Origin of the sequence: Streptomyces sp. NPDC016469 (assembly GCF_040632905.1) — a bacterium.
Taxonomy (GTDB): domain Bacteria; phylum Actinomycetota; class Actinomycetes; order Streptomycetales; family Streptomycetaceae; genus Streptomyces.
Window position 1 is genome coordinate 1 of the sequence record NZ_JBEYCQ010000060.1, and the last position, 17,065, is coordinate 17,065.

Consider the following 17,065-nt stretch of genomic DNA (forward strand, 5'->3'; position numbering starts at 1 on the left):
ACAAGGCGGTGGTGGGGCTACAAAGCGAACTGGTTCAAGTGCCGGACCCGTTCGGTACGCCGCGACCGCCACAGCCCGCCGCCGGAGCCCTTTTCACGGGCCCACGCCGTATGCCGTGCGGCGGTTCAGCCCTCCCAGGACCAGTTGGCCACCTCGGGCAGGTCCGTGCCGTGTTCGCGGATCCAGGCGTGGTGCCGGGTGCGGGTGTCCGCCATCTCCTGACGCACCGCCACGGCGCGCACGCCCAGGCCGGGGACCCGGTCGATGACGTCCATGACCAGCCGGTAGCGGTCGAGGTCGTTGCGGACCACCATGTCGAAGGGCGTGGTGGTCGTGCCCTCCTCCTTGTAGCCCCGCACATGCAGGTCGCCGTGCCCGGCGCGGCGGTAGGCCAGCCGGTGGATCAGCCACGGGTAGCCGTGGTACGCGAAGATGACCGGCTTGCCCCTGGTGAACAGCGCGTCGTACTCGGAGTCCGGCATGCCGTGCGGGTGCTCGGAGTGCGGCATGAGCCGGGCCATGTCGACCACGTTGACCACCCGCACCGCCAGCTCCGGCAGATGGCGCCGCAGCAGCTGGGCGGCGGCCAGGGTCTCCAGCGTGGGTACGTCACCGGCGCAGGCCAGGACGACGTCGGGCTCGCGGCTGCCGTCCTCCGTGCCCGCCCACTCCCAGAGGCCGGCGCCGCGCGCGCAGTGCACCCGGGCCTGGTCGAGGGTGAGCCAGTCGAACCCGGGCTGCTTGCCGGCCACGATGACGTTGACGTAGTCCCGGCTGCGCAGGGCGTGGTCGGCGACGGAGAGCAGGGTGTTGGTGTCGGGCGGCAGGTAGACGCGTACGACTTCGGGGCTCTTGTTGAGGATGTGGTCCACGAACCCCGGGTCCTGGTGCGAGAAGCCGTTGTGGTCCTGGCGCCAGACGTGCGAGGTGAGCAGGTAGTTCAGGGAGGCGATGGGGCGGCGCCAGGCGAGGCGGCGGGAGGTGCGCAGCCACTTGATGTGCTGGTTGACCATCGAGTCCACGATGTGCGCGAACGCCTCGTAGCAGGAGAACAGTCCGTGCCGGCCGGTCAGCAGGTAGCCCTCCAGCCAGCCCTGGCACAGGTGCTCGGACAGGACCTCCATGACCCTGCCGTCCCGGGCGAGGTGCTCGTCGGTCGGGAGCGTGCGGGCCTGCCATGCCTTGCCGCTGGCCTCGTAGACGGCGTCGAGCCGGTTGGAGGCCGTCTCGTCGGGTCCTACGAGCCGGAAGTCCCTGCGGTCCGCAGTCGCCGCCATGACCGCTTCGAGGAGACCGCCCAGGACGCGCGTGGGCTCCCGGAGCGTGGTGCCCGGCCGGTCCACGGGGACGGCGTATCCGTCGAGGTCCGGGACGGGCAGGTCGCGCAGGAGCAGGCCGCCGTTGGCGTACGGGGTGGCGCCGAGGCGGGCTGCGCCGCCGGGGACGCAGGCGAGGACCTGTGCGGTCGGGCGGCCCTCCGCGTCGAAGAGCTCGTCCGGCCGGTAGGACCGGAGCCACGCCTCCAGCTGGCGCAGGTGGTCCGGGTTGTCGCGGACGCCGGGCAGCGGGACCTGGTGGGCGCGCCAGGTGCCTTCGACGGGCAGCCCGTCGACCTCGGCGGGCCCCGTCCAGCCCTTGGGGGTGCGCAGCACGATCATCGGCCAGCGTGGGCGGTCGGTGTCGCCGCCGGCGCGGGCGGCGGTCTGGATCTCCGCGATGCGGTCGGCGGCGCGGTCCATGGCGAGGGCCATCGCCCGGTGCACCGCGCGCGGCTCGTCGCCCTCCACGTAGAGGGGGTCGTGCCCGTAGCCGCGCAGCAGGGCGTCGAGCTCGGTCTGCGGGAGGCGGGCGAGCACCGTCGGGTTGGCGATCTTGTAGCCGTTGAGGTGGAGGACGGGCAGGACGGCCCCGTCGTGGACCGGGTCGAGGAACTTGTTGGCGTGCCAGGACCCGGCGAGCGGCCCGGTCTCCGCCTCGCCGTCGCCGATGACGCAGGTGACCAGCAACTCGGGGTGGTCGAGGGCGGCGCCGTAGGCGTGGGCGAGGGAGTAGCCGAGTTCACCGCCCTCGTGGATGGAGCCGGGGGTCTCGGGGGCGACATGGCTGGGGACGCCGCCGGGGAACGAGAACTGCTTGAACAGCCGTCCCATGCCCTCCGCGTCCCTGCTGACGTCCGGGTACGCCTCCGAGTAGCTGCCTTCGAGCCAGGAGCCGGCGAGGACGGCGGGCCCGCCGTGGCCGGGGCCCCAGATGCACAGTGCCGGTGTGCCGCGCGCGCTGATGAGGCGGTTGAGGTGGGTGTAGACGAGGTTGAGCCCGGGCGAGGTGCCCCAGTGCCCGAGCAGCCGGGGTTTGATGTGCTCGGGAGCGAGCGGCCGGGTCAGCAGGGGGTTGTCCATCAGGTAGATCTGCCCGACGGCCAGGTAGTTGGCGGCCCGCCAGTGCGCGTCCAGCGCGTCGAGTTCCTGGTCGGACGGGCCGGGCCGCGGTGGGGCGTCGCTCATGGTGACCTCTCGGCAGGGCTGGTTCGGGGCGTCGCGCGTACGGTCACCGGGGCTCGGAGCCGTACCAGACGGTGGTGGCGTTGCAGAACTCGCGGATGCCGTGCCCGGCGAGTTCACGCCCGTAGCCCGAGCGCTTCACCCCGCCGAAGGGCAGCGCGGGGTGGGAGGCGGTCATGCCGTTGAAGAAGACGCCGCCGGCCTGGAGGTCCCGGACGCAGCGGTCGGCCTCGGCGGCGTCGCGGGTCCAGACGTTGGAACTGAGCCCGAAGGAGGTGTCGTTGGCGACCGTGACGGCCTCGTCCAGGCTGTCCACGCGGTAGAGGGTGGCGACCGGGCCGAAGGTCTCCTCGCGGTGGATGCGCATCTCGGGTGTGATGCCGGCGAGGACGGTGGGCGCGTAGAACCAGCCGTTCTCCAGCCCGCCGCCCAGGCCCTCGGGGCGTCCGCCGCCGCACAGCGCCTCGGCGCCCCGGTCCACCGCGTCGTCCACCAGCTCCTCCAGGTCCGCGCGCCCCTGTTCCATGGCGATCGGCCCGACGTCGGTGGACTCCTCCAGCGGGTCGCCCACGGTCAGCTCCCGCATGCCCACGGTGAAGCGTTCCGCGAACTCCTCGTACACCTCGGTGTGCACGATGAACCGCTTGGCGGCGATGCACGACTGGCCGTTGTTCTGGGCGCGGGCGGTGACGGCGGTGCGGGCGGCCTTGGCGACGTCCGCCGAGGGCAGGACCAGGTAGGGGTCGCTGCCGCCGAGTTCCAGGACGGTGTGCTTGACCTCGTCGCCGGCGATGGAGGCGACGGAGCGGCCGGCCGGTTCGCTGCCGGTGAGCGTCGCGGCGGCCACCCGGCGGTCGCGCAGGATGCCCTCGACGGCCTTGGAGCCCACGAGGAGGGTCTGGAAGCAGCCGGGCGGGAAGCCGGCGCGGTGGAAGAGGTCGCCGAGGTACAGCGCGGTCTGCGGCACGTTCGACGCGTGCTTCAGCAGGCCCGTGTTGCCGGCCATCAGGGCGGGGGCGGCGAAGCGCACGACCTGCCACAGCGGGAAGTTCCACGGCATCACGGCGAGGACCGGGCCGAGCGGCCGGTAGCGGACGTACGCGCGCACCGCGCCGGAGTCCTCCACGTCGCCGGCGGCGGGGTGCTCGTCGGCGAGGAGTCCCTCGGCCCGTGCGGCGTACCAGCGCATCGCCTTGGCACACTTCGCGGCCTCGGCGCGGGCGGCCGTGATGGGCTTGCCCATCTCCAGGGTCATGGTGCGCGCGATGTCCCGCTGGTCCTCGTCCAGGAGGTCGGCGGCCCGGTTGAGCAGCCGGGCCCGTTCGGCGAACGTGGTGGTGCGGTGGTCGCGGAAGGCCGCGTCGGCCGCGGCGATCCGCTTCTCGATCTCGTCGTCCTCCAGCGCGTCGAACGTCCTGAGCGTCTCGCCGTTCGCGGGGTTGACCGTCGCGATGGGCATGACTGTGGCCTCCTTGCCTCGGTACTTCGACCGTGCCGCGCGGCGGGCCCGCCCGCAACGCGGGCCGTGACACGGCACTGCCCCCGCCACCGCATACCCGGCCGGCGCGGATCATGCACGCTCGGGGCATGCGATCCGCGCCGGCCGGGGCCTGCGGTGCGGGGGCGGGGCCGTACGTCTCAGACGAGCGCCGGGGCGGCGTCGGGGACGGGGACGGTCTCGTCGGCGCCGGCCGCGACGGGGTCGGGGATCTCCGCGACCACGGCCGGCGGGCGGCGGAACTCGCGTACGCCGGGCAGCGGCGGCAGCGGCACCAGCTCGATGTGCTGCGGCTCCTGGGCGTACCGGGTGAACCAGACGACCTTGCCCTCGGCGGTCCGGCAGGTGCCCCAGCTGTCGCTGAGGGCCATGACCCGGCTCAGGCCGCCGCCCTCGTGGAGGAGCCGCGGCATCTCGGAGCCGTTGTCGGCGACGGAGACCGTGAGGTGCCGTCCGGACCAGCGGAGTTCGACGACGCAGCGGTTGTCGTCACCGACGTGCCGGTGGACATTGGTCAGCAGCTCCTCCACGGCACGGCACACGGGCCGTACGTGGAGTTCGAGACTCCAGTGGCGCAGGTGGGCCGCGATTATGCGTCGCAGCTGGTCCACACGCTCTGCGGAAACCTGGAGTTCGACCAGATAGTGCCGGTCGAGTGGAACGGTCATCGTCGAGGCTCCTCACATCGAGGCCCACGACTTCGCCTCGTTGAACCAACGACCCCCGAATACGAAGAGTGAGCAGATGTCTCTTCTGGGTCACTCCACAGGGTGACCCGACTGGGCCGGTCGCGCAACATTTCGGGCCGCGCACCCCCGGTGACCAGCGCTTTCGCGCGGACGGGGAATGCGCGGCCGGGGGTCAGGCCAGGTGGGTGAGCACCCGGTCGGGCGTGAGGGGCAGGGTGCGCACGCGGGCTCCGGTCGCGTGCCGGAAGGCGTTCCCGAGGGCTGCGGCGGCGCCGACGATGCCGATCTCGCCGATGCCCTTGCTGCCCATGGGGTTGAGGTGGGGGTCGTCCTCCTCGATCCAGTGCGCGTCGACGGCGGCCACGTCGGCGCAGACGGGGACGTGGTACGAGGCGAGGTCGCACTCGGTGAAGTCGCCGTGGACCGGGTCCAGGGTGGAGCCCTCGGTCAGCGCCATTCCGATGCCCATGGTCATTCCGCCGATGAACTGGGAGCGCGCGGTCCGGGAGTTGAGGATGCGGCCGGCCGCGAAGACACCGAGCATGCGGCGCACCCGGACCTCGCCGGTGCGGGTGTCGACGGCGACCTCGGCGAAGTGCGCCCCGAAGGCGTGACGGGCGTACGGGGATTCCTCTGCGGTCTCCTCGGTGGTGTCGACGGTGACGGTCACCCCTTCGACGGGCAGCGGCTCGCCGCGCGCGGCGAGCCGTTCCGCGAGCCCGGAGGCGGCCTTGTGCACGGCCCAGCCCCAGGAGGCGGTGCCGGAGGAGCCACCGGCCAGCGGGGCGTCGGGCAGGTCGCTGTCGCCGATGTCGATGGCCACGTCGTCCAGCGGCGCGCCCAGCACCTCGGCGGCGATCTGCGCGAGGACGGTGCGGGCGCCGGTGCCGATGTCCGTGGCGTTGACGGCGATGCGGTAGGTGCCGTCGGGGGCGGCGTGCGCGGAGGCGTGGGCGGCACTGGCGTATACGGGGTACGTGGCCGAGGCGACGCCCGTGCCGAGCAGCCGGGCGCCCTCGCGGCGGACGCCGGGGGCGGGGTCGCGCCCGGCCCAGCCGAAGCGTTCGGCGCCCTCGCGCAGGCAGGCGGCCAGGCCGCGGCTGCTGAAGGGCTTGCCGGAGTCGGGCTCGTCGGCCGGGTCGTTGCGCAGCCGCAGTTCGACGGGGTCGACGCCGAGTTCCGCCGCGAGTTCGTCCATGGCGGATTCGAGGGCGTACATCCCGGGAGCCTCGCCCGGGGCGCGCATCCACGACGGGCTGGGCACGTCGAGGGCGGTGACCCGGTGCGTGGTGCGGCTGTGCGGCGAGCCGTACATGACGCGGGCGGGTACGGCGGCCTGCTCCACGAACTCCTTGACCCTGGAGGTGTGGGTGATGATCTCCTGGGCGACCGAGGTGAGCGTGCCGTCGGCATCGGCGCCGAGCCTGACGCGCTGCACGGTGGGCGCCCGGTGCCCGACGAGAGCGGGCATCTGCCGCCTGGGAAGGGCGAGTTCGACGGGGTGGCCGGTGTGCAGGGCGGCCATCGCGGCGAGCACGGCCTGCGGGCGCGGGGTGCCCTTGGAGCCGAAGCCGCCGCCGACGTGCTCGGAGACGGCGGTGACCCGGTCGGTCCCGATCCCGAAGGCGGCGGCGAGGCTGTCGCGCACCTTGGTGGCGCCCTGGCTGGAGTCGTGGACGGTGAGGTGCCCCGCGGGCGACCAGTGGGCGGTCGAGGCGTGCGGCTCCATGGGGTGGTTGTGCAGTGGCTGCAGGGTGTACGTGACGTCGACGCGTACGGGCGACGCCTCGAAGGCCCGGTCGAAGTCGCCGCGTTCCCGGACGGCGGGGTAGCCGCCGTTGGCCTGTTCCGGGGTGTAGAGGCCCGGGTGGTTTTCGGTGAGCAGGACGTCGTGCGGGGTCGTCTCGTACGTGATGTGGAGGGCGTCGGCTCCGGCGCGGGCGCTCGCGAGGCTGTCGGCGACGACGAGCGCGACGGGCCAGCCCCGGTGGGGCACCCGGTCGTCCTGGAGGACGGCGAGGATGGGGTCGTCCGGCTCGGCGAGACGCGGTGCGTTGTCATGGGTGAGGACGGAGTGGACGCCGGGGTGGGCGAGGGCGTCGACGGTGCGGATGGCGGTGACCCGGCCGGACGGCACGGTGGCGGGCACCGGCCAGGCGTACAGGCAGCCGGGCAGGCCGCGTTCGGCGGCGTAGCGCGCGGCGCCGGTCACCTTGGCGCGGCCCTCGCGGCGGACGGCGGGCGCGCCGAGCGGCTGGGGAGCGTGGCTCATGGCGGGATCCTCGGCTCTTCAGGTGCGGGCGGTGAGTTCGGCGAGGGCGTCGACGGCCAGGTGCCGGGCCAGGCGGACCTTGAACGCGTTGTCGCGCAGCGGGCGGGCCTCGGCCAGTTCCGCGTCGGCGGCCCGCAGGAACGTCGCGTCGGTGGCGGGCGCGCCGCGCAGGATCTCCTCGGCGGCGCGGGCCCGCCAGGGGCGGTGGGCGAGCCCGCCGAACGCGAGGGCGGCGTGCTCGACGTGCCCGTCGCGTACGCGCAGGACGGCGGCGACGGAGGCCAGGGCGAAGGCATAGGAGGCGCGGTCGCGGGCCTTGCGGTACAGGCAGACCGTGCCGTCGGCCAGGGGAGGCAGCAGCACTTCGGTGACGAGCTCGCCGGGCCGGACGACCGTGTCGGCGTCGGGATTGTCGCCGGGCAGCCGGTGGAAGTCGGTCACCGCGACGGTCCGTTCGCCCTCCGGCCCGTGCAGCACGACGTCCGCGTCGAGCGCGGCGAGGGCCACGGCCATGTCGGAGGGGTGGGTGGCGACGCACTCCTCGGAGTGCCCGATGACGGCGAGGTCGCGGTGGTTGCCCTCGATGGCGGGGCAGCCGGTGCCGGGTTCGCGCTTGTTGCAGGGCTTGGACGTGTCCTGGAAGTAGGGGCAGCGGGTGCGCTGGAGGAGGTTGCCGCCGGTGGTCGCGATGTTGCGGAGCTGCCCGGACGCGCCGGCCAGCAGCGCCTGCGACAGGGCGGGGTAGCGGACGCGTACGGCGGGATGGGCGGCCAGGTCGCTGTTGCGTACGGTGGCGCCGATGCGCAGGCCCCCGTCGGCGGTGTCCGTGACCTGGTCCAGCGGCAGCCGGCTGACGTCGACCAGCATGCCGGGGGTCTCCACGCCGAGCTTCATCAGGTCGACCAGGTTGGTGCCGCCGCCGAGGAACTTGGCGCCGGGGTGGGCGGCGCAGGCGCGTACCGCGTCGGTGACGGTCTCGGCGCGCAGGTAGGCGAAGGGTTTCACGACGCCACGTCCTCGATGGCCTCGACGATCCGCGGGTAGGCACCGCAACGGCAGAGGTTGCCGCTCATCCGCTCCCGGATCTCCTCCGGGCCGAGCCGGGCGGGGGTGGCGACGGGGGCGTCGTGCGGGGTGACGTGCGAGGGGTGGCCGTGGTCCGCCTCGGCGAGGACGCCGACGGCGGAGCAGAGCTGGCCCGGTGTGCAGTAGCCGCACTGGAACGCGTCGCGCTCCAGGAACACCTCCTGGAGCGGGTGCAGCCGGTCGCCGTCCGCCAGGCCCTCGACCGTGGTGATGCGCGAGCCGTCGTGGGCGACGGCCAGCAGGAGGCAGCTGTTGGCGCGGCGGCCGTCCACGAGGACGGTGCAGGCGCCGCACTGGCCGTGGTCGCAGCCCTTCTTCGCCCCGGTGAGGTCCAGGTGGTGGCGCAGGGCGTCCAGGAGGGTGGTGCGGTGATCGAGGGTGAGGGTGCGCTCGGTGCCGTTGATGTGCAGGGTCAGGGTGGCGGAGGGAAGGTCGCCGGGCGCCGGCGATTCGGCGGCGCCGCCCTCCCACGAACTGGTCGGGTCCACGCGCGACACCTTTCGACGAAGTCACTTTTGTCCGATTTCTACCAGATGCGGGCGGCGCCATGTTCTCCCCCGGCCCCGCACGCGGCGTTCGGCCTACTTGTTCTCCAGGCGCAGCCGCACCTCCTCCTCCTGGTCGCCCGACACCGTGCCCACCACCCGGACGGCGAAGGCGTCGGCCAGCCCGCCCCGGAGCCGGTCCACGGCGTGGTAGCCGCCCTGCACGTCGAGCGTGACGGGGGCGCCGAGCGTCACGGACCCCGAGACCACCCGGGCCTCGGAGACGTCGACGGTCGCGGTCCACGCGGTGGGCCGCCTGCCCGCGCTCTCATGGGGTACGTCGGCCGATGAGCGGTCGGTGGTGAAGGCGGCCCTCAGCACGTCGAAGACGGTGCGCGCGTCGTCCTCGGGGCACTCGCCGAGGACGACCGACACCTCCTGGTCGTGGTGGTCCTCCGTGGTCTGTCGCTTGTCCTGTGCGCTGTTCACCGCGGCTCCTTCCGAAGGGGCATTGCCGTACTGTCCAGGCTGACCCCGCACGCGGTCGGCTGCGACAGGAGCGGCCCGGACTCCCCCGCGTGCCCGGCCCGGCGGGGGCTCACACCGCCCGAAACGTTTTCGGCACCCATATCCACTTAAAACATGAATTCGATCGTCGTCCCGAGTGACGCCTGTGTCCTGGGGTATCCGGCAAGCATGGACGTTTCGTATGGAGCCCTGAATTCCCTGGCGGTCACCCTCGCGGACGGACGCGGCGCTACGGGCGTCGTGATGGGCGTGATCGGCGTGCTCCTGGTGATCATGCTGATCGGCGCCTTCCTGCTGGGCAAGCGACGGCACGACCAGGAGCTGCCCCCGCCCCGGCCGGACGAGCAACCGGTCGGGCCCGCCCACCGCAGCCACGAGGAGAAGCCGGACGTGCACGGTGACGACCGCTTCCCGGCGGACGGCCGGGGCCTGTCTCCGTACGAGCTCGGTGAGCACGGCAACGAGCCCATCCGCCACGAGGACGACGACAAGCGCGACTGACCGGTCCCGCGCGGGGGCGGGCGGCGGCGTCGCGTTTGCGGGAGGGGCCGCCCCCGGCGAGGCTGGGTGACGGCCCCGAAGCCCGTCGGCACATCTGCCGCACCCCCCATGAAGGCAGTGGCACCATGACCCCAAGCACCTCCGGTAAGGCGCCCGTGCGCGCGGCCCTGACCGGGTCCGCCGCGCCCTGCTGGGTCAATCTGATGACCCGCGATCTGGAGTCCGCCCAGAAGTTCTACGGCCCTGTGATGGGCTGGAGCTTCCGCCCGGGCAGGCTCGGCGACGACTTCTCGGTGGCCCGCCGCGGCGATGTACCGGTCGCCGGCATCGGGGCCGTCGCCACCGCCTTCCGGGTCGCGGTGGCCTGGACGCCCTACTTCGCCGTCCGGGACGCCGATGTGGCCGCCTCCCGCATCCGGGAGCGCAGCGGCACGGTGGCCGTGGGGCCCCTGACGCTCGGCAAGGGGCGCGGTGCGCTGGCCGCCGACCGGGACGGCGCCGGGTTCGGCATCTGGGAGCGGACCGCGCCGGCGACGTCGCCGCCCGCCCCGGACGGACACGCGCACGCCTGGCTGCGGCTGCGCACCCGGAGCGCCTTCGAGGCCGCGATCTTCTACGGCGAGGTGCTGGACTGGGCGAGCGGGCAGCCAGGGGCCTGCGAGGTGTCGTACGCGAAGGACGAGGTGATCGTCCAGTGCGGGGGCCGCCAGCTGGCCCGGATCAGCTCCGGCGCCGTCGAGGCCGCCCCCGACCCGCTGGTCCGCCCGCACTGGCAGGTCAACTTCCCTGTGGACGACGTGACCCTCGCCGTGGAGCGGGCCCGCGAGCACGGGGGGTCCCTGGTGGAGGAGCTCACGCGACCCGAGGGCCGGGAGGCGACGCTCCTGGACCCGGACGGCGGGCTCTTCACCGTCACGGACGCCCACCGCGCGTCGGACGCCGACGCGGCCTGAGGGACCCGGCTCAGGCGATCGGCAGCAGCAGTTCGGGCCGGTCCCACATCACCGCGGGCGGCGCGGCCCGTACGGTACCGGTCCGCTCGGCGCCCATGGCCAGATAGAAGCCCTCCGCCGGCGGATGCGAGACGACGCGGACGCCGGGCAGCCCCCGCGCCTCCGCCTCCGCCCTCAGGTGGCCGATCAGCAGCCGCCCGGTGCCGGTGCCCTGGGCGTCGTCCGCGACGAAGAGCAGGTCCAGCTCGGGCGGGTCCAGGATGAGCGCGTAGAAGCCGAGCACGCGGTCCGTCGCCTCCTGGACGGCCACGAAGACCTCATGGGCCTCGATGTAGTCCGGCCCCAGCCGGTACCCGGCCACCATCGGCGCGTAGGGGCCCTCGTAGGCGCGTGAGGACCGGACCAGCCGGGTGAGGCGCCTGGCGTCGCCCGCGGTCGCCCGCCGGACGCGGACCGGGCCGCCGGATGCCCGGCGGCCCGTCGGCGTAACGCTTGATCTCATGCAGCGAGTATTACGCATCCCTTCCGGGGAGCGGCCCCGCCCCCTTCAGGAGGCAGCGCGTCCGGTACGCCACTCCGCCACCAGGGCGTCCACGTCGAACGGGCGCAGATTCAGCAGAGGGCCCGGCGGGGGCCTGCGGACGGCCTCGCGGATCTTGTCGTTCACCTCGGCCAGCACCCGGCGCACCTCGGCCTCGGTCCGGATCTCCGGCAGGCCGGCGACGATGTCCTCGGCCTCCTTGCGCAGCGCCAGGGCGGGCGGCAGCACGGACACCCCTTCGCGCTGCATCTTCGACTTGATCCACCACGCCTCGTCGTACGGGGCGCTCAGCGCCTCGATCGGCTTCCCGAACCCGGGCAGCCTGGAGACGTCGCCCTTCCGTTCGGACTCCCGGATCTGCTGGTCCACCCATGATTCGAAGCTGACACCCGCGGGTTTGCGCTCGGTCACCGTAAGCCCCTCTCGCAGTACGCCTGCTGCGGCGCTTTACACCCTACCGAGCCGCCCCGGGAAGCCCGTTGAGCAGCAAGCCGTGCGGGCGCCACGTCTCGAACGCGTTCGCGGGGGTACATGAGCGTCACGCCCGGCCGGGACGGAGCCGGGCAACGAACCGAAGGGGATGGTGGGAGTGGCACACAGCGACCTGCGGACCGGCTACCGCCGGGGGTGGTGACGATGACGACCCTCGTGATCATCCTGGCGGTCGTCGTGGTGGTGGCCGCCGGACTGTTCCTCGTCCTCGGCCGGAGGAACGGCGGCCACGGGCTGCGGCGGCGTTTCGGACCGGAGTACGAGCGCGCCGTGGCCCGGCACGGCGGCGATACGAAGGCCGCCGAACACGAACTGAACGAACGGCTGAAGCGGCACGGCTCGCTGGACGAGCGCGAGCTGACGCCCGAGGAGCGGGAGCGGTACCTCGCACGCTGGGCGGGGGTCCAGGACCGGTTCGTCGACGCGCCGCAGCAGGCGGTGGCCGAGGCCGACACGCTCCTCGCGGAGCTGGCCCGGGATCTGGGCTTCCCCGACGGCAAGGACTTCGACGAGCAGACCGACGCCCTCTCCGTCCACCACGCCGAGCACGTCCACGGCTACCGGCGCGTGCACGCCGCCAAGCGCGGCGAGGGTGACACGGAGCAGCTGCGGACGGCGCTGGTCGAGGCCCGAGGCCTCTTCGACGTCCTCGTATCGAACGGCACGGACCGCCCGGTCCGCCGGGACAAGCACCACCACGCGGAAGGAAGTGGCAGGGCATGACCAAGGACACCGACCCCACCCCGCGGCCCCCGGCCGCCCCCACGAGCCGCCCGGTCACCGGGGACCGGGCCGCCGGCAGCGGGTCCCCGCGCTTCTCCGACGACGCCTCGGCCCGCCCGCCCCGGACGGCACCCTCCTATCCCCCGGCCGCCGCGCCCGTCCCGCTGTCCGAGAAGGACCTCGGGCACAAGGACATGGGCAGTGCGGGGCGACCGGACACCCCGGCCCCTACGACGGACTCGGACAGGGACACCGACACGCGGACCTTCCGTACGACGGCCCCGCACAACCCGGACCGTGACGGCCGGACGCACAGCGCGCACGACGGCGCCGGCCGCCTCCTGCCGGCCGGCGACCAGGACAGGCTGGCCCACCGGCTGCACCAGGCGGTGACCGACTTCGTGGAGAGCCCGCACCGGGCGGTGGAGGAGGCCGAGTCCACGTTCGACGCGGTGGTCGCCGGCCTCACCGACGCGCTCAAGGAGCGCCGCAGCAGCCTGCATGTCGGCGACCGGGACGGCGGCGACCCCGGAGCCCGGACCGAGGAACTGCGGATCACGCTCCAGCACTACCGCGACCTCACGGAACGGCTCCTGAAGGTCTGACACAAAGCTCTGGACGAAGGCTGCCCCGGCACGCACGTGCGTGCCGGGGCAGCGGGCTGTTCTGGGAGGCGAGCGGCGAGCCCTACGGGCCGGTGTAAACGACCAGTTCGCTGCGCAGGCGTCGCAGCGTGGGGCCGGGGACGCGCAGGCAGTCGCGTACGTAGCCGTCCAGACCGCCCCAGCGCTCGTCCATGGCGGCCAAGGCCGTTTCGAGGTAGCGGGGGCGGACCTCGATGATCGCCGAGGCGATCTCCGGATCGCCGCCCGCGTCGAGGAATCCCTGTACGTACGGGCGTCCGACGACCCGCAGCACCGGGTTCACCGCGAGGAACTCCTGCCGCACGGCATCGCGCGAGGCGCCGAGAATGAGGAGCAGCAGGGCGGCTCCCCAGCCGGCGCGGTCCTTGCCGGTGGCGCAGTGGAAGAGCACCGGCCGCGCGGCGGGGTCGGCGGCCGTGTCGATGAAGGCGCGGTACGCGGCCGCGGCCCCCGGCGAGAGCACCAGCTGCCGGTACGACTGCGCGACCGCTTCCTCGGCCTTGCCGTTGCCCAGCAGCCGCTCGGCCTCGACGGGGTCGGCGAGCAGCGCGCGGAACCGCGCGGGCGTCACGCCCGGGTTGTCGCCCAGCACGTCGGCGACGAAGAGCCGGGCCCCCGGCGGCAGGGCGTCCGGGGCCGAGCGCCGCTCATCGGCGGTCCGCAGGTCGACGACCGTACGGATGCCGAGGGCGGCCACGGCCGCGGCGTCCACCGGGTCCAGGCCGCCGAGCCGGCCGGAGCGCAGCACCACGCCCGGCCGGACCTGCCGGTCCGGGCCCAGGGTGATGCCGCCGAGATCGCGCAGATTGAGGGCGGAGGCGGTCGGGACGGCCCTGACGGTTTGCACGATGGATTTCCTCTTTTCCCGGCGCGCATCCGAAGTGATTTCGGCCTGGCCGGATCAAAAGTCGCATGATGTCGTCACATCGACAAAGTAAAACGCCGGGGATCATCGATCGGCCGCGCGGGCAGGCGGGGGCTCCGCGAGCGGCCCTCGGTACGCGTCGTTCGCAGCGGTCTCCCGGCCGGGCGTCGCCGGAACGCACGCAGGCGGGAAGAGGGCCACGGGGCGGGGCGCCCCGCGACCCCGTGCTCACCCGGCCAGCAGGCGGGCCTTCTGGGCCTCGAATTCGGCGTCGGTCAGAATGCCCTGCTGCTTCAGCGCGGCCAGCCGCTCCAACTGCCCGATCATGTCCTCTCCGGGCGCGGCGGCCGGCGACGCGGCGGGCGGAGGCGGCTGCTGGGCGGCGTACTGCTCCGCCTCCTGCTGCGCGAACCTGGCCTGCTGGCGCTGCTGGACCCGCCCGGAGACGGCGGACGCGGTGCCGGCGACGACGGCCGTACGGGCTGCGGCCCCGAGGAGGCCGGGTCCGCGGCGGTTCATTCCGGGTCCTCGGAAGATCGGCATGGCGTGTTCCCTTTCCGGTACGGGCGTCAGCTGTCGTGACCGGCGGCGGAGGCGGCGGCCTCCGCGACCGCGGCGGGAATCCGTTCGTGGGCGATGACCTGTCCGCCCGACGCCCGGACGGCCTCGGTCAGCGGGACGGCCCACAGGTCCTCCCACACGATCAGGGCGGCGGAGCTCCCCGGCGGCACGCGCCGGCCGAGCAGCCGGATGTCCTCACTGCTCAGCATGCCGCTGACCTCGCCCTCGACCGGCTCGAAGGACACCAGGTCGTCGGGGTCCAGATCATCCAGCTCGACGGCCTGGACGGTGCCGTCCTCGGCCCTCTGCACGAAGGTCAGATCCAGAATGCGCACCGCCTTCGACGCGACCGCGTCGGCCAGCGCCGGCGCGATGGCCCCGGTGAACCGGCTGCCGGGAAAGGCGACGACGAGGTACTCCACTGGTCCCACGGTCACGGGCGCGTCCTCTCCGCATGAATCGATTGGCAGCAGCATAACTTCGGGCATTCCACCCCGCACTGCGGCAAAAGACCGCATAGCGGAATCCATGGCTACGCGACGGTAAGTAAAGGATCAAGTGCACTGAGGGAGGGCAAGGTCACAGGCCGACGCACTGCTCCTCCCCCGGGAGCTGTCCTAGCATCTGGGCCATGACGGTCCAGCCTGCTGACGGGCTTCCGCTGGCCGCCGGATTCCCCGACCCCGCCCATGAGCAGTGGCAGAGCCTCGTCGAAGGTGTGCTGCGCAAATCGGGCAAGGACGTGTCGGGACCGGCCGCCGAGGAAGCACTGTCCACCACGGTGGAGGACGGGCTCATCACCCGGCCCCTCTACACCTCGCGCGACGACGCGCCCGATGCCGGCCTCCCGGGCTTCGCCCCGTTCACCCGCGGCAGCAAGCCCGAAGGGTGTACGACGGACGGCTGGGGCGTACGGCAGCGGCACGCGTTCACCGATCCCGTCCGGCTCAACGAGGCCGTGCTCGCCGACCTGGAGAACGGCGTCACCTCGCTGTGGCTGGCCGTCGGTTCCACCGACGGCGTGCCGGTCTCCGGTCTGGAGCGGGCGCTCGACGGCGTCCTGCTCGACCTGGCGCCCGTCGTCCTGGACGCGGGCGCGGAACTGGACGCCGCGGCCACCGAGTTGCTGCGGCTGCACGCGGAGCGCGGTGTCCCGGCCGGCCAGGTACGGGGCAGTCTCGGCGCCGATCCGCTGGGGCGCGCCGCGCGCGAGGGCACCGAGCCCGACCTGGCGGAGGCCGTCCGCTGGGCGCGGCGGTGCGCCGAGGAGTATCCCGGGCTGCGCGCGGTCGTCGTGGACGCGATGCCGTATCACGAGGCGGGCGGCTCGGCGGCCCAGGAGCTGGGCACCTCGCTGGCCACGGGCGTCGCCTATCTGCGGGCACTGACCGAGGGCGGGCTCGACGTCGAAGCGGCGTGCGGGCAGCTGGAGTTCCGGTACGCGGCGACCGCCGACCAGTTCCTGACCATCGCGAAGATGCGGGCGGCGCGGCGGCTGTGGGCGCGGGTCGCCGAGGTCTGCGGGGCCCCGGACGCCGGGGCGCAGCGGCAGCACGCGGTGACGTCGCCGGTCATGATGACGCGCCGCGATCCGTGGGTGAACATGCTGCGGACCACGCTGGCGAGCCTCGGCGCGGGCGTCGGCGGGGCCGACGCGGTGACCGTGCTGCCGTTCGATCACGCGCTGGGCCTGCCCGACGCGTTCGCCCGGCGCATCGCCCGTAACACCTCCACGATCCTGCTGGAGGAGTCGCACCTGGCCCGGGTCATCGACCCGGCGGGCGGTTCCTGGTACGTGGAGCGGCTGACCGACGAACTCGCGGAGGCGGCCTGGGCCTTCTTCCAGGAGATCGAGCGGGCGGGCGGCCAGGCCGCGGCTCTGGGCTCGGGGCTGGTCAGGGACCGGATCGCGGCGACCTGGGCGGAGCGCGGCAAGGACCTGGCGCGGCGCAAGGAGCCGGTGACCGGGGTGAGCGAGTTCCCGCTGCTGGCCGAACGACCGGTGGAGCGCGAGCCGTTCCCGGCGGCCCCCTCCCGTGGCGGCCTTCCGGTCGTCCGGCGCGACGAGGCGTTCGAGGCGCTGCGGGTCCGCTCGGACGCCCATCTCGCGGCGACCGGGAGCAGGCCGCGCGTGTTCATCGCCGCGCTCGGCCCGGCGGCGGTGCACACCGCGCGGGTCTCCTTCGCCTCCAACCTGTTCCAGGCGGGCGGTGTCGAGCCGGTGCACGAGCCGGTGCGGGTGGACGCGTCGTCGGTGGCCGGGGCGTTCGCCGCCTCGGGGGCGGACGTGGCGTGCCTGTGCTCCAGCGACGCGCTCTACGCCGAACAGGCGGCGGAGGTCGCCGCGGCGCTGGTCGCGGCGGGTGCGCGGCGCGTGTATCTGGCGGGCCGGGCCGGCGCGTACGACGGTGTCGACGAGTACGTCTTCGCCGGCTGCGACGCGGTGGCCGTGCTCTCTTCCCTTCTCGACCGGATGGGTGTGGCGTAATGCGTATCCCCGACTTCTCCGACATCGGGCTCGGGCCGGGCGGCGCCCCCGGGGCCACCGAGGACCAGTGGCGCGCCGCGGTCAAGGAGTCCTCCGGCAGCTCGGCCGGCGACCTGGTGTGGGAGACCCCCGAAGGCATCGCGGTCAAGCCGTTGTACACCGGGCGTGACCTGGAGGGTGTGGATTTCCTGGGTACGTACCCCGGGATCGCGCCGTTTCTGCGGGGTCCGTATCCGAC

The 17,065-nt window shown here is 73.5% G+C and carries 18 protein-coding genes; 6 read left to right on the plus strand and 12 right to left on the minus strand.

Translation table 11 applies throughout. From position 1 onward, the window contains the following. Positions 1 to 125: 125 nt before the first annotated feature. The 7 genes from ABZ565_RS34590 to ABZ565_RS34620 form a co-directional block, all read right to left on the minus strand. The gene (locus tag ABZ565_RS34590; RefSeq protein ID WP_361036108.1) at positions 126 to 2,504 is read right to left on the minus strand and encodes a phosphoketolase family protein; all 2,379 of its coding nucleotides are present in this window, start codon (positions 2,502 to 2,504) and stop codon (positions 126 to 128) included. A 43-nt stretch (positions 2,505 to 2,547) separates the two neighbouring features. After that, positions 2,548 to 3,960, minus strand: a complete 1,413-nt coding sequence (locus ABZ565_RS34595) for an NADP-dependent succinic semialdehyde dehydrogenase (protein ID WP_361036111.1) — start codon at positions 3,958 to 3,960, stop codon at positions 2,548 to 2,550. A 179-nt stretch (positions 3,961 to 4,139) separates the two neighbouring features. After that, the gene (locus ABZ565_RS34600) at positions 4,140 to 4,667 is read right to left on the minus strand and encodes an ATP-binding protein (RefSeq protein ID WP_361036114.1); all 528 of its coding nucleotides are present in this window, start codon (positions 4,665 to 4,667) and stop codon (positions 4,140 to 4,142) included. A gap of 193 nt (positions 4,668 to 4,860) precedes the next feature. Continuing rightward, a complete protein-coding gene (locus tag ABZ565_RS34605) occupies positions 4,861 to 6,960 on the minus strand; it encodes a xanthine dehydrogenase family protein molybdopterin-binding subunit (protein ID WP_361036117.1) in 2,100 nt (699 codons plus the stop codon). Between the two features lie 18 nt (positions 6,961 to 6,978). Further along, positions 6,979 to 7,965 (minus strand): xanthine dehydrogenase family protein subunit M, encoded by a 987-nt coding sequence (locus tag ABZ565_RS34610; protein WP_361036120.1) that lies wholly within the window; start codon positions 7,963 to 7,965, stop codon positions 6,979 to 6,981. After that, positions 7,962 to 8,534, minus strand: a complete 573-nt coding sequence (locus ABZ565_RS34615; RefSeq protein WP_361036123.1) for a 2Fe-2S iron-sulfur cluster-binding protein — start codon at positions 8,532 to 8,534, stop codon at positions 7,962 to 7,964. Before ABZ565_RS34615 ends, ABZ565_RS34610 begins: the two co-directional genes overlap by 4 nt. Before the next feature lie 93 nt (positions 8,535 to 8,627). Continuing rightward, positions 8,628 to 9,020, minus strand: a complete 393-nt coding sequence (locus ABZ565_RS34620; RefSeq protein WP_361036126.1) for a hypothetical protein — start codon at positions 9,018 to 9,020, stop codon at positions 8,628 to 8,630. A gap of 207 nt (positions 9,021 to 9,227) precedes the next feature. On the opposite strand from ABZ565_RS34620, the gene ABZ565_RS34625 reads away from it, so the two are divergent. Continuing rightward, entirely contained in the window at positions 9,228 to 9,560 is a 333-nt protein-coding gene (locus tag ABZ565_RS34625) for a DUF6479 family protein (RefSeq protein ID WP_361036129.1), read from the plus strand. Between the two features lie 125 nt (positions 9,561 to 9,685). Further along, the gene (locus ABZ565_RS34630; RefSeq protein ID WP_361036132.1) at positions 9,686 to 10,513 is read left to right on the plus strand and encodes a VOC family protein; all 828 of its coding nucleotides are present in this window, start codon (positions 9,686 to 9,688) and stop codon (positions 10,511 to 10,513) included. A 10-nt stretch (positions 10,514 to 10,523) separates the two neighbouring features. Here ABZ565_RS34630 and ABZ565_RS34635 read toward each other — a convergent pair whose 3' ends face one another. Both ABZ565_RS34635 and ABZ565_RS34640 read right to left on the minus strand, forming a co-directional pair. Continuing rightward, on the minus strand, positions 10,524 to 11,015 hold the full coding sequence (locus ABZ565_RS34635) for a GNAT family N-acetyltransferase (RefSeq protein ID WP_361036134.1): 492 nt from the start codon (positions 11,013 to 11,015) through the stop codon (positions 10,524 to 10,526). A gap of 45 nt (positions 11,016 to 11,060) precedes the next feature. After that, on the minus strand, positions 11,061 to 11,465 hold the full coding sequence (locus ABZ565_RS34640) for a DUF1992 domain-containing protein (RefSeq protein ID WP_361036137.1): 405 nt from the start codon (positions 11,463 to 11,465) through the stop codon (positions 11,061 to 11,063). A 216-nt stretch (positions 11,466 to 11,681) separates the two neighbouring features. On the opposite strand from ABZ565_RS34640, the gene ABZ565_RS34645 reads away from it, so the two are divergent. Then, positions 11,682 to 12,269 carry a hypothetical protein gene (locus tag ABZ565_RS34645; RefSeq protein ID WP_361036140.1) on the plus strand — a complete coding sequence of 196 codons (588 nt, stop codon included), beginning with the start codon at positions 11,682 to 11,684 and terminating at the stop codon, positions 12,267 to 12,269. After that, positions 12,266 to 12,874 (plus strand): hypothetical protein, encoded by a 609-nt coding sequence (locus ABZ565_RS34650; RefSeq protein ID WP_361036143.1) that lies wholly within the window; start codon positions 12,266 to 12,268, stop codon positions 12,872 to 12,874. Before ABZ565_RS34645 ends, ABZ565_RS34650 begins: the two co-directional genes overlap by 4 nt. Before the next feature lie 82 nt (positions 12,875 to 12,956). On the opposite strand, the gene ABZ565_RS34655 is transcribed toward ABZ565_RS34650, so the two are convergent. The 3 genes from ABZ565_RS34655 to ABZ565_RS34665 all read right to left on the minus strand — a co-directional run bounded on the left by ABZ565_RS34655 (position 12,957) and on the right by ABZ565_RS34665 (position 14,776). After that, positions 12,957 to 13,760 (minus strand): tyrosine-protein phosphatase, encoded by an 804-nt coding sequence (locus tag ABZ565_RS34655; protein WP_361036146.1) that lies wholly within the window; start codon positions 13,758 to 13,760, stop codon positions 12,957 to 12,959. Between the two features lie 246 nt (positions 13,761 to 14,006). Beyond that, positions 14,007 to 14,297: an SHOCT domain-containing protein gene (locus ABZ565_RS34660; RefSeq protein ID WP_361036149.1), complete on the minus strand. Its 291-nt coding sequence runs from the start codon at positions 14,295 to 14,297 to the stop codon at positions 14,007 to 14,009. A gap of 50 nt (positions 14,298 to 14,347) precedes the next feature. Then, complete coding sequence (locus ABZ565_RS34665) at positions 14,348 to 14,776, minus strand: DUF6325 family protein (protein ID WP_361036153.1); 429 nt, start codon at positions 14,774 to 14,776, stop codon at positions 14,348 to 14,350. A 194-nt stretch (positions 14,777 to 14,970) separates the two neighbouring features. Here ABZ565_RS34665 and mutA point away from each other — a divergent pair, with 194 nt between their 5' ends. Then, the gene (gene mutA / locus ABZ565_RS34670; RefSeq protein ID WP_361036156.1) at positions 14,971 to 16,827 is read left to right on the plus strand and encodes a methylmalonyl-CoA mutase small subunit; all 1,857 of its coding nucleotides are present in this window, start codon (positions 14,971 to 14,973) and stop codon (positions 16,825 to 16,827) included. Continuing rightward, positions 16,827 to 17,065, plus strand: a 239-nt coding sequence (locus ABZ565_RS34675; protein WP_361036159.1) for a methylmalonyl-CoA mutase family protein, incomplete at its 3' end; no start/stop codon positions are given. The genes mutA and ABZ565_RS34675, both read left to right, overlap by 1 nt.

What these genes read in the sequence shown, in the direction of transcription:
- ABZ565_RS34590 (WP_361036108.1), bottom strand. Translation starts at nt 2,504, where the DNA reads ATGAGCGACGCCCCACCGCGGCCCGGCCCGTCCGACCAGGAACTCGAC.
- ABZ565_RS34595 (WP_361036111.1), bottom strand. Translation starts at nt 3,960, where the DNA reads ATGCCCATCGCGACGGTCAACCCCGCGAACGGCGAGACGCTCAGGACG.
- ABZ565_RS34600 (WP_361036114.1), bottom strand. Translation starts at nt 4,667, where the DNA reads ATGACCGTTCCACTCGACCGGCACTATCTGGTCGAACTCCAGGTTTCC.
- ABZ565_RS34605 (WP_361036117.1), bottom strand. Translation starts at nt 6,960, where the DNA reads ATGAGCCACGCTCCCCAGCCGCTCGGCGCGCCCGCCGTCCGCCGCGAG.
- ABZ565_RS34625 (WP_361036129.1), top strand. Translation starts at nt 9,228, where the DNA reads ATGGACGTTTCGTATGGAGCCCTGAATTCCCTGGCGGTCACCCTCGCG.
- ABZ565_RS34630 (WP_361036132.1), top strand. Translation starts at nt 9,686, where the DNA reads ATGACCCCAAGCACCTCCGGTAAGGCGCCCGTGCGCGCGGCCCTGACC.
- ABZ565_RS34635 (WP_361036134.1), bottom strand. Translation starts at nt 11,015, where the DNA reads ATGAGATCAAGCGTTACGCCGACGGGCCGCCGGGCATCCGGCGGCCCG.
- ABZ565_RS34650 (WP_361036143.1), top strand. Translation starts at nt 12,266, where the DNA reads ATGACCAAGGACACCGACCCCACCCCGCGGCCCCCGGCCGCCCCCACG.
- ABZ565_RS34660 (WP_361036149.1), bottom strand. Translation starts at nt 14,297, where the DNA reads ATGAACCGCCGCGGACCCGGCCTCCTCGGGGCCGCAGCCCGTACGGCC.
- mutA (WP_361036156.1), top strand. Translation starts at nt 14,971, where the DNA reads ATGACGGTCCAGCCTGCTGACGGGCTTCCGCTGGCCGCCGGATTCCCC.